Source organism: uncultured Eudoraea sp. (assembly GCF_947258525.1).
GTDB lineage: Bacteria > Bacteroidota > Bacteroidia > Flavobacteriales > Flavobacteriaceae > Eudoraea.
The window spans coordinates 1-12,286 of the sequence record NZ_CAMYIP010000245.1 but is presented as its reverse complement, the minus strand read 5'-3'; the positions used below and the strand labels follow the sequence as shown (position 1 = coordinate 12,286).

Below are 12,286 nucleotides of genomic sequence, written 5' to 3'. Positions count from 1 at the left end.
GAGGCGATCCTGTCGCTGGAGGATACGGCGCTCACCGGCTACTACAGCCCCGCGGTGCTCAAGTTTTTGCAAGGAATGACCGACGCCGGCAAGCCGCTGTCCGCGTCTATCAGCCACAGGATTCTGCGTCTGCCGCAGAAAAAGTACGAAAGCAAGCAGTGCCGCATCCGCAAGGCGCTGATGAAACAGGATCAACGCCAGCGGCGCACGCTCGCGTTTTCAGGAAGGTTCGAATGATGAAGACAATATCCCAAGCCGATACCGAAGGCGTGAGCAGATCAACATGGCACTTATCGAATACAAACGCGTCATCGAATGCAACTGCGTCATTGAATAAAAACTCGTCATTCCCGCGCAAGCGGGAATCTTATAACTGTTGGAAAGCGTTTGGTTGCAAGATCCCCGCTTTCGCGGGGATGACGTCCGCTATTGGGGTCAGGCTTATGGCCCGAGTCGAGGCCGCCGAGCTCGACTGCCTGGTCAAGCCGGAAATGTACGTCGAACTCAGCAGCCCGGTGGAATCGGTGCTGGAGGAAATACTGGTCGAAATTGGCGACCCCGTCGAGAAGGGGCAGCCGCTGGCACAACTCGAGGCCTCGGTAGAAAAGGCCAAGGTCAGGCTCGCGCGCCTGCAGGCCAAGTCATCGAGCGATGTCGAAAACCGCAAGGAGCAGCTGCGGTATGCCAAGCAGTACCACAAGCGGATGACAGACCTGCTGACCCAGAACTCGGTGTCGCAATACGAAACCGACAAGGCTGAAACCGAGGTTGCGCTGGCGCAGATCGAACTCAACAAGGCGAAGGAAAAGCGCCGCATCGCGCAGGTCAACCTCGAACTGGCGCAATCCCAGCTCGCGCTCAGAACAATCAGGAGCCCGATCGACGGTCTCGTTGTCGATCGCTACGCGATGGTGGGCGAAGCGGTCGCCGGCCGCACCATCATGAAGCTCGCCAAGGTCGACCCGCTCAAGGTCGAACTGATCGCGCCGACCGAGTACTTCGGGTTGATTCAGAAAGGCATGGAAGTCGAAATTTATCCGGAGCAGCCGGCCGACCAGGTGTTCATGGCGACCGTGACCATCGTCGACCAGTTGATCGATCCCGCGAGCGGCAGCTTCACCGTACGCATGGAGCTGCCCAACCCTGAAGACAAGCTGGTCGGTGGCGTCAACTGCCTGGCGAACTTCGCTTTCGATACCCCCGAGCCGGCAAGCGACGACGTTTACAGCGCGCTCGGATCGTCCAGCAACGGCAACTAGGCGGGACATACCCAGATGTTCTCGTGCGCCACTTCACAGTTCCGGCAATTTGACCCCGTTTTCGCGGAGTCTCGCCTGTGCCGCGCCGATCCCGACCTATACTCATTCGATACCCCGAAGTTTCTGCCCGGCGGACTCGCCGCCGCAGGGCAAACAGCGAAACGCGTGTTTTCTATAGTTAAGTGGTCGTAGAAGCGTTATGAGTAAATCGTCGAAAGATATCCAGAGGCAATCGAAGCTGATCCTCGAAGAACTCGAGGAGCGCCGGCTATTTTCGGGCGGCATCGAGGGACTGATCGATCCCAGCCTCGATTCCGACGCCAACGCGATCTACAGCGATATCAACGGCAGTAGCGCGCAAACCAACAATAGCGGCACCGATGCTGCCGCTGCCGAGCAGCAATCGCAGGAAGTCGTATTCGTCGATGCAGACGTCGACAATTACCAGCAACTGGTCGACGATCTCACCAAAAATGAGGATGGCAGCCGCAATATCGAGGTTGTAGTTCTCGATCAGGACAAGGACGGTATCGAGGAAATATCCGAATTTCTCTCCACGCGAGACGAGCTCGACGCGGTGCATATCATTTCGCACGGCGACGACGGCAGTATTCAACTCGGTAACACCGAGCTAAATGCCGATACGCTCGAACAAAACAACTTAAAGATTGCGCTTTGGGCCAACTCGTTTGCCGAGACCGGCGATATCCTGATCTACGGCTGTAACCTCGCCGAAACAGTGGACGGACAGGACCTGATCAACGACATCAGCAGCCTGACGCTGGCCGACGTCGCCGCGTCGACCGACCTGACCGGCCACGCCGGCCTCGGCGGCGACTGGGCGCTCGAATTTTCGGTGGGAGAAATCGAGAGCAAGGTCGCGGTCAGCGCCGAACTGCAGCAGGAATACCAGGGCACCTTCGCTACCTATACCGTGACTTCGCTCAACGACTCGGGCGCGGGATCGCTGCGCGAGGCGATAGGGCTTGCGAATACGTCGGGCGGCGCTGATACGATCGAATTCGGCGTTGCCGGCACCATCAGTCTGTCGAGCGCTTTACCGACGATCGGGGAGCAACTGGCGATCGACGGTTCGACTGCGCCGGGCTACAGCGGCGATCCGGTGGTCGAGATCGATGGCACCGGCGTCAGCGGCAACGGCCTGCGTTTTACCAGCGGCGCCGACGACAGCAGCGTCAACGCGCTGATGATCACCAATTTCACTGGTAACGGCATCCAGATCGATAACGGCGCCGACGGCATCGCCATCACCGGCAACTGGATCGGCACTACCGGCACCGGCACCACCGGCGACGGCAACAGCAATAACGGCATTAACGTGCAGGGCGCTAATACGGTGATCGGTGGCACCGGCGCCAACGACGGCAACGTCATCACCAACAACGGCAACGAAGGCATCAACCTGACCGGCACCGGCGCCACCGGCACCCTGATCCAGGGCAACATCATCGGCCTCGATCCCGACGGTTCCACTGGCACCGGCAACGGCGACGTCGGCATTGCGCTGCTGTCCGGCTCGCACAACACGACCATCGGCGGCACCGATCCAAATGCGCGCAATATTATCTCGATGAATTTCGAAGGCATCGAAATCAATTCGAACAACAACACGATTCAGGGCAACTACATCGGCACCGACATCACCGGCACGCAGAATCGCGGCAACGATTCCGACGACGGTATCGAAATCCAGAACAACGCCACCGGCAACCTGATCGGCGGCACCGAAGAGGGCGCCGGCAACCTGATCGCGTTCAACCAGCTCGACGGCGTCAATATCGTCAGCGGCAGCGGCAACACCTTGCTCGGCAACGAGATCCACTCCAACGGCGACCAGGACATCGACATCGCCGGCGGGGCCAACGACTCCCTGAGCGCGCCTGTGCTGTCGGCGGCGGGGGCGACCCCGAGCCAGATCACCATTAACGGCACACTCGTCGCCGCGGCCAATGACTTTTACCGGATCGAGTTTTTTGCGACCAGCGGCGGGGTCCAGACTTACATCGGCTTCGCCAACGTCGCCACCGACGGCTCGGGCAACGCGGTGATCAACGCGACCCTGAACGCCAGCGTCGCCGCCGACGCGACCATTACCGCGACCGCAACCGACACCGATGCCGGTTACGCGATCTTCGGCAGCTCTTCCGTGCTTTCGACCGGTGTTTCGGTCAACGCTGCACCGGTCAACAACCTGCCCGCGGCGCAATCGACCGATGTAGATACCACGCTGACGTTCAGTGTCGCCAACGGCAATCCGGTCTCGATCGGCAACGATTCCGGGGCTATCACGACGGTCGAGCTGTCGGTCGCTAACGGCACGCTTACCCTGGCGCAGACCACCGGCCTGACGATCGACGCCGGAGCCGACGGCAGCGCGACGATGACCGTGACTGGCACCGTCGAAGATATCAACGCCGCGCTGGACGGCCTGCAGTACACGCCGACCACCAGCTACGTCGGCAGCGATACGCTGACCGTCGTCAGCAGCGAGGACGGAACCCAGATCCTCGATATCGACAGCAACCTGCTCGGGCGCTACCAGTTCGAAGCGGCCGCGCCCGGCGGCGACGACAGCCCGGGCGGCACCAACGGCGCCACGCTGTTCGGCGACGCGGCGATCACGACCGATCCGCAGCGCGGTGACGTGCTGAGCCTCGACGGCAGTGGCGACTATACCGAGATCACGGGGCTTTACGGTGAGCCGGCCAACATCACGCTGTCCGCCTGGGTCGATCTAACGGGCACGAGCCGCGGCGAGGTGATCAATATTGGCGACAGGGTGATCCTGCGGGCCGACGACTGGTTTGGGGCAGGCGTCAAGGCGAGCTTCTACAACGGCAGCGGCTTCAGTCAGATCGAATCGGGTCAGCTGATCTCGGGAACCGGCTGGCATCACCTTGCCTTTAGCTTCGACGATGTCGCCAACATGCAGACCCTGTACATCGACGGTGTTGCCGTCACCACCCAGAATTACACGGACTCGATCGATTATACCGGCGGCCAGGCGGATACCCGCATTGGCAGAAGTTTCAGTAACTTCTCCCCAATTTACTTTGAGGGATCGATCGACGATGCGCGCATCTACGACCGGTCCCTGACAGCCAGCGAAATCGCTGACCTCGCCGCCGAGCGGACTAGCGACAGCGACAGTGTGGCGATCACCGTCAATGCGGTCAACGATGCGCCGACCTTCGGCATCGGCGACGGCACTCAGACCACCGACGTGAACTCTGGCAAAGATCAACCCTATGCCACGGCGTTACAGTCCGATGGCAAGATCGTCACGGTCGGTTTCGCTCAGAACGGAGGGCAATTCGAATTCGCCGTCACGCGCTACAACCCGGATGGGACGCTGGATACGTCCTTCGGCGGCGACGGCATCGTCTCGACTGATGGTGGTGCGATGGGGAATGTCGCCACCACCGTGGCCATTCAAAATGACGGCAAGATCGTCGTGGCCGGAAGCACTGGCGACGGCTTAAGCGATGATTTTGCAGTGCTGCGCTACAACAGCGACGGCACGCCGGATACCACCTTCGACGGCGATGGGATGGTCACAACATCATTCAGCGCCGGCCTTGACCAAGCCTACTCGATTCAAATTCAGCCGGGCGGCGAGATTCTGGTGCTGGGCACGAGTTCCAACGGCACCGAGCTTACCATGGCTCGATACAACGCCGATGGATCGCTCGACACGAGTTTCGACGGCGATGGCAAGCTCACGGCAAGCTTTCCAGCAGGATTGCAGAACCCCGACAGCGTGTTGCTGCAGTCGGATGGCAAGATCCTGGTCTCCGGCACGCAATACGTCGTCGATCATCATCAACTCGCTCTCGCTCGCTTCGATGCCAATGGGAACATCGATACCAGCTTTGACGGTGACGGCCTGGCCACCGTCTATGTAGGGTCAGGAGGTAACGACTATCCCGGCGGTCTCACGCAACAGGCCGACGGCAAGATTCTGCTGGTGGGACGTAGCTGGAACGGCACCACTGGCGACGCTGACTTCAGCGTGGTTCGCTTCAACACCAACGGTAGCCTCGACACAAGCTTCAGCGGCGACGGCATGCTCACCACCGCGATCGGCACCGGCGATGAAAGAGCAGCGGATGTCGTGGTTCAACCAGACGGCAAGATTCTCGTCGCAGGGTACAGCGACAATGGCTCCGATAACGAATTCGCGGTGGTTCGTTACGACGCCAACGGTACCCTGGATTCCAGCTTCGGAACCGGTGGACAAGTTACCACGAACTTCGGCTCGGGCGATGACTACGTTAGCTCTATTCAACTTCAGCCCGATGGGAAAATCGTGGTGGTCGGCGATGCCGGCGACTTCGCCGGCCAGGACATTGCCCTGGTTCGGTACAACGCGGATGGCACGCTCGACGATAGTTTCGCGGTGGTAAACGGTCTTTACGCGACACAAACCTTTATCGAAGGCGGCGCGCCGGTGGTGCTCGACAGCGACGTCACGATTTATGACGCCGAGCTTTCGACCGCAGATAATTTCGACGGCGCTATGCTGACGCTGGTGCGCAACGGCGGCGCCGATGCCGAGGATGTATTCTCCGCAACCGGTACACTGGCCGCATTGACCGAGGGCGGCAACCTCGACGTCGGTGGCACGATCATTGGCACGGTCACGACCAATAGCGGCGGCACGCTGGTTTTGACCTTTAATGGCAACGCGACCAACGCGCTGGTCGATTCGGCGATGCAGCAGATTGCTTACAGTAATTCGAGCAATGGCCCACCAGCCAGCGTGCAGATCGACTGGACCTTCGATGACGGCGACGCCGGCGGCGCATTGCAGGCACTCGGCAGCACCACGGTCGAAATTACCCCCGTTAATGAGACGCCGACCTTCATTGACGGTGCTTTTGGCAACTGGAACTTCGACGAGGGCAGCGGCGACAGCAGCGCTGAAGGGGCCATCGGTATCAGCACGGCTACTCTGGGTAGCACGACTGGTGCCGATGCAAACGACCCCACCTGGACCAGCGGCGTCTTTGGGCAGGCCTTGCAGTTTGACGGCGTCGATGACTACGTCGAGGTCGCCGATGCGCCGGGGATCGATATCACCGGTCCAGAATTCTCGGCCTCGCTGTGGATAAAGCCGGACCGGGGTCCCGGTACTGAAGACATGTTCTTCATGAAAGGTGACCGAACAGGTACCGGTAACGTCAACTACTATCTCTCCTGGAAAGACACGGGCAAGATGACCTGGGCCTTCAAGAGCGATGGTGGTTTTGAATATATCGACTTTGATGTCACGCTGCCCACGGTCGATCAATGGAACCATGTCGCCGTGGTTTTCGATCGCCCCACCGTCTCGATATACATCAACGGTACCGAGTACTCCAGTAGTGTCGCTACCGGTGGCACCATGGACAAGGACCTGGTGGCCAACGATGATCCACTGTGGATCGGCGCAGGCCGCGATGGTGGGAATCTTGTGACACCGGGTAATTTTTCCGCCCCGTTCAGCGGCGCGATCGATGAATTGGCGCTGTTCGACCGCGCCCTCACCGCCGCCGAGATCGAGGCAATTCGCACCAGTGCACCACCGGTGGTAACGGCGTCGGCGTTTAGCATCGACGAAAACTCGGCGAACAACACCGTGGTCGGCACCGTCGCTGCCTACGACCCAGACGTTGGCGACACGCTGACTTACGCGATTACTGCGGGTAATACCAACGGCGCCTTCGCAATCGATAACAGCGGCGTCATTACGGTAGCCAACAGCGCAGCACTGGACTTCGAAACCAACCCGGTTTTCACGCTTACCGTTGAAGCCACCGATGACGGTAGCCCGAACCTTTCGGATACAACGACAGTTACCATTTCGCTGAATAATCTTAACGATGCTCCATCGCAGGTAAATAATGCGGGGCTAACCGCAGCAGAGGGCGCCGCAACTATTATCACCAACGCCCAGTTGGGTTATACAGACACAGAACAGCCGGCATCGTCAGTCGTTTACACGGTAACGTCGAGCCCGGCTAACGGTCAGCTTGAGCTCACCACCAATCCGGGCGTGGCCATCACCAGTTTTACCCAGGACGATATCGACAACAGCCGCGTCGTCTATGCACATAACGGCAGCGAAACGGTCGCTGACAGTTTCGGTTTCAGCGTGGACGACGGGCAGGGCAACTATGCCAGCGGACCCTCAATAGTTGGTATCGGCCCCCTGACCAATGTAACAAACGGTATCTCCAACGCCAGGGCACCCGACTATTCTCCGGACGGTAGCCAGGTCGTGTTCTCGCGAAATAACGATATTTACATTATGAACGCCGACGGCAGCGGCCAGACCCCCCTGGTGACCGCTGTCGGCGGTGATTTCCAGGCGGTGTGGTCACCGGATGGATCGCAGATTGCTTTCACCTCGAACCGCGATGGCAACAACGAAATTTATATCATCGATGCCGACGGCAACAATGAAACCAGGATAACAACCACCACCAACCTTGTCAGCGATAGCGCGCCGGCCTGGTCGCCCGACAGTTCCAAGATCGCATTTACCTCGGATAGCGACGGCGACAAGGAAATCTGGGTGATGGATGCCGACGGCAACAACCTGGTTCAGCTGACCACCGATGGTGGCGTCGACGGCGGCGCTTCGTGGTCACCGGATGGTTCGAAGATCGTGTTCCAGTCCACCCGAAACGGTAATTATGACATCTACGTGATGGACGCCAATGGTGCCAACCAGACCCAGCTGACCAGCGACGCGGGACTGGATGCGCTGGGCGACTGGTCGCCGGATGGAACGAAACTGCTGTTTTATTCCGACCGCGACGGTAACAACGAAATCTACGTGATGGATGCCGACGGCAATAACCAGGTCCGTCTGACCAACGATCTTGGCGATGACATCGAAGCGGAATGGTCACCCGACGGTTCCAGCATTTTGTTTACCAGTAACCGTGACACTGACTACGACGTATACAGCGCCAACGTGATCTACGAGAACAGCTTCGCGATTACCGTCACACCGGTCAACGTCGCGCCGACCGATATTGTCGTCGGCAGCACGATTACTGGTGGTTTGAACCTTAACGACGATGGCGGCAACGATACCTACCTGGTTGCCGACAGTGGATTAACGGCACCGCTTACCCAGTTCACCTTTGAAACACAGTTTGTTGGGAATAACGCATCCTCAGAGGTGCCTTTCATCTCTTACAACACGGGCTCCGGCGATATCTTAACCATCAACACGATGGCCAACAATACACTGGAGCTTGATATTGGCACCGGAACAGAGGTTTTTTCCTCAGCCATCGACTACAACGCCGCATTGATGGATGGCCAGCCGCATACCCTGTCGGTGAGCTGGGATAACACCGCAGGGGACTGGGCGGTTTATATTGATGGTGCCCTGATCGATAGCGGCACTGGGTTGTCGGTAGGTGAAACCATTCCAACCGGCGGCACTCTGATGTTCGGCCTCGAGCAGGATTCCGTGGGCGGTGGTTTTGAATCCCAGGAATTCTTTAACGGCACCTTTTACGACATCCGTCTGTTTGATGATGTACGCACCTCGACTGAAGTAGTGAACAATTATGACCAGACCCTGGCCAACACCGAGCCTGGCATGTTAGCCAACTGGGTATTTGATAATTTCAGTGGCAACGGTGTTATTACCGAGACAGTCAGCGGCAACAACCTGACGGAACAGCACGTTGTCGGCGCAGGTTTTACTTCAAGTTCACCCAACCTGACCTTATCCATCCCTGAAAACGCATCTAATGGCACTGCAGTGGGAACAGTATCCGCTGTCGACCCGGACGCAGGCGATACCTTTACTTACATACTTACAGACGATGCCAACGGGCGTTTCGATATCAATCCAACCAGCGGTGAAATCACGCTTATTGATGATAGCCAGATCGACTTCGAGGCGGCGACCTCGCATGACATCACGGTCCGGGTATCGGACTCCGGCGGCCTGACCTTCGACAAGGTTTTCACCATTGACGTTACCAATGTCAATGAAACCCCGGTTGCCGTGGCCGACAGTATTACAGCGATCGAGGGCGTGCCCTATGTCGCGCAACTCACGGTTGACGACCTGCTGCTGAATGATTCCGATCCGGATGGCGATACGCTGACGGTCAACACCACGCCGGTCAGTGGTCCCACCAACGGATCGCTGGTGTTGAACGCGGACGGCACATTCACCTATACCCCGAATACCGATTTCAACGGTACCGATGCCTTCACCTACCAGGTGCTCGATGGCAACGGCGGTACCGCGCAGGCGACGGTCAATATCACCGTGCAGCCACGCGAAGTACGTATCCTGTTTTCCACCGCGTCGGATGTTAACAACAGCAAGGTGCCGGGCGTTGCTTCCTGGGATGCCGGCGAGGTACTGGGTATCGGCGACCCGAACCTGTCGTTCGAACCGGCCGGCTCCGACGGCAGCGTGCTGCCGTACATGGACCTGGAACAATTTTCCGCCAGCAACAACATGACCCTGAACGGTCTGCATTTCGTCAGCAATGACATTACCGTCGGCGGCGCCAACAGCGTCGACCTGCAGCGCGGCGACCTGCTGTTCGTCTCGGAAAACAGCGAGACCATGACCAGCATCAATTCGCTGGCGATCAATGCCGGCGATGTCGTCATCTTCCGTCCGACCGCGGTTGATGACTACAGTTCCGGTACCTTTATTCACCTGCTGGATCAGCCGGGCACGGCAATGACCACCGGCATCACGCTGATCGAGAAGGACGTCACCATCGGCGACGTGACGCTGTCCGCAGGTGGTTTCCTGTTCACACAGGAAAGCATTGTCGAAGAGAGCAGTATCTACTATCACCCGGCAGACGATGTCGGTGCCGGCACCACCAGCGGCACCGTGCAGACGCTGATCAGCAGCGTCGATATGGACGTTAACTTCAATAATTTTGTTGGTGTCATGGTGATCAACGAGGACCTCTATCTCGACGGCACCATGGTACCCGCCGGCTCCATTGTTACCACGCTGGCCGGCGGTGACTCATCCGTCGGCGCCAACGGTACCATGATTAATAACGATGAAATCTTCTATCTGACGGTGACCTCGACCACCATGGGTTCGGGCAGCACGGTGGCGAACGCCACGCTGCTGTTCGACGGTGGCGAGATCGGGCTGAACAACTCAGCCAAGAAGATGAACAACCTGACCATTATCGAGGAGATCACGCCGGTCAATATCGACCCCGAGATTACCCTGACGGCATCAGCGCTGAGCTATACCGAGCAAAATCCACCTACCGTGATCGATTCGGCGGCAACCCTGGTCGACCCGGATTCGGCTAACTTCGATACCGGCGTGTTGCGCGTCGATCTGACCGGTGGCACCGCCAACGATCGGCTGTCGATCAATAACCAGGGCACCGGTGGCGGCCAGGTCGGTGTCAGCGGTAACACCGTCAGCTATGGCGGCATTACGATTGGTACTTTCAGCGGCGGCGGCTCCGGCAGTGAACCGCTGGTTATCGTATTAAACGCTGATGCCACGGTAGCCGCGGTCGAAGCGCTGATGCGTAACATCACTTACGAAAACATTTCGCCGAACCCATCGACCGCAGTGCGCACCGCGACCTTCACGGTGACCGACGGTGACGGCGGCAGCAGCACCCCGGTCGCCCGTAATATCAATGTCAGCAGCGTTAACGATGCACCGGTGCTAAGCGGCGCCAATGACCTGGCAACGATCAACGAGGATGCCTTCAACAATGGCGGCACCCTGGTCTCTGATCTGATCAGCGGCTTTGTCACCGACACCGACGCCGGTGCGCTGGAAGGCATCGCCGTGGTTGCCGTCGACGATACTAACGGCACGTGGCAATTTACCACCGATAACGGTGCTAACTGGACCGCTTTTGGCTCGGTATCGGCAAATGCCGCTACCTTGCTTGCCGCGGAAGCCGACACCCGCGTGCGTTTCGTGCCGGACCCGGGCTGGAACGGCACGGTCAGTAACGGTATCACGTTCCACGCCTGGGATCAGAGCGTCGGCGCCAACGGTGACACCGTTGACCTGACCTTGGTAGCCAATGTCAATGACCAGTTTAATGCGGTCTCCTATGCCAACGACGACGGCAGTGCGGTCTGGACTTCGAACTGGACGGAAACCAACGATGATGCCGCGGCGGCGACCGGTAACGTTCGTATCGAGAGCGGCAAACTACATCTGGATAACCTCGATGGCGGCAGTGCGGAGAGCATTACCCGCTCCGCAGACCTGTCTGCCGCGGCCACCGCTACGCTGACCTTCGACTACGACGGCTACGGTGCCGGTGCGCTCGATACCGTTTCCTTCGAGATATCGAACGATGGCGGCAGCAGCTGGACCCTGCTGGAGAACGTCGACATCGTTGGCAATGTCTCTGACAGCAAGAGTTACACCCTGGAAGACTTCACCCCGCTGACTGCTGACATGCAGGTCCGCATCAGCATCGTACAGGGCTTCGACGGGGTCTCCGAGCAGATCAACATCGACAACGTCGATATCGCCTATGCCGGTCCTGGAATCGACGGTTCGGGTGCGGTGAGTCTGGCGACTGCCAGCAGCAGCATTTCGGTAACCTCGGTCAACAATGCACCGACTATGACGGAGTGGTACAACGAGGACTGGTCGACGCGCAAACTACTGACCATCGACGCTGCGCAAGTTGCCGGTGACGTAACCGATTTCCCCATGCTGATCACGTTCAACACCGACGCCGAGCTGGCGGCGCAGGCGCTCGCCAATGGTGACGACATTATCTTTTCCGCAGGTGATGGCAGTACATTGCTGGCCCATGAAATTGAATTTTTCGACGAGACCACCGGCGAGCTGCGCGCCTGGGTCAAGACCGACCTGTCGGCGTCGGTCGATAATGAAATTTACATGTACTTCGGCAACGCCTCGGCCACCAACCAGGAAAATGCGGCTGGCGTCTGGAGCTCGAACTACACTGGCGTCTACCACCTGGATCAAGCGCCCGATGGCACGGCCGGTGACA

At 58.7% G+C, this 12,286-nt stretch carries 3 protein-coding genes; all 3 read left to right on the top strand.

What is annotated here, in order from left to right:
- Positions 1-237: hypothetical protein (locus Q0X89_RS17945; protein ID WP_297696757.1), on the top strand; the 237-nt coding region annotated here is incomplete at its 5' end.
- A gap of 206 nt (positions 238-443) precedes the next feature.
- Positions 444-1,259, top strand: a complete 816-nt coding sequence (locus Q0X89_RS17940) for an efflux RND transporter periplasmic adaptor subunit (RefSeq protein WP_297696755.1) — start codon at positions 444-446, stop codon at positions 1,257-1,259.
- Between the two features lie 199 nt (positions 1,260-1,458).
- Positions 1,459-12,286, top strand: a 10,828-nt coding sequence (locus tag Q0X89_RS17935) for a DUF2341 domain-containing protein (protein ID WP_297696753.1), incomplete at its 3' end; no start/stop codon positions are given.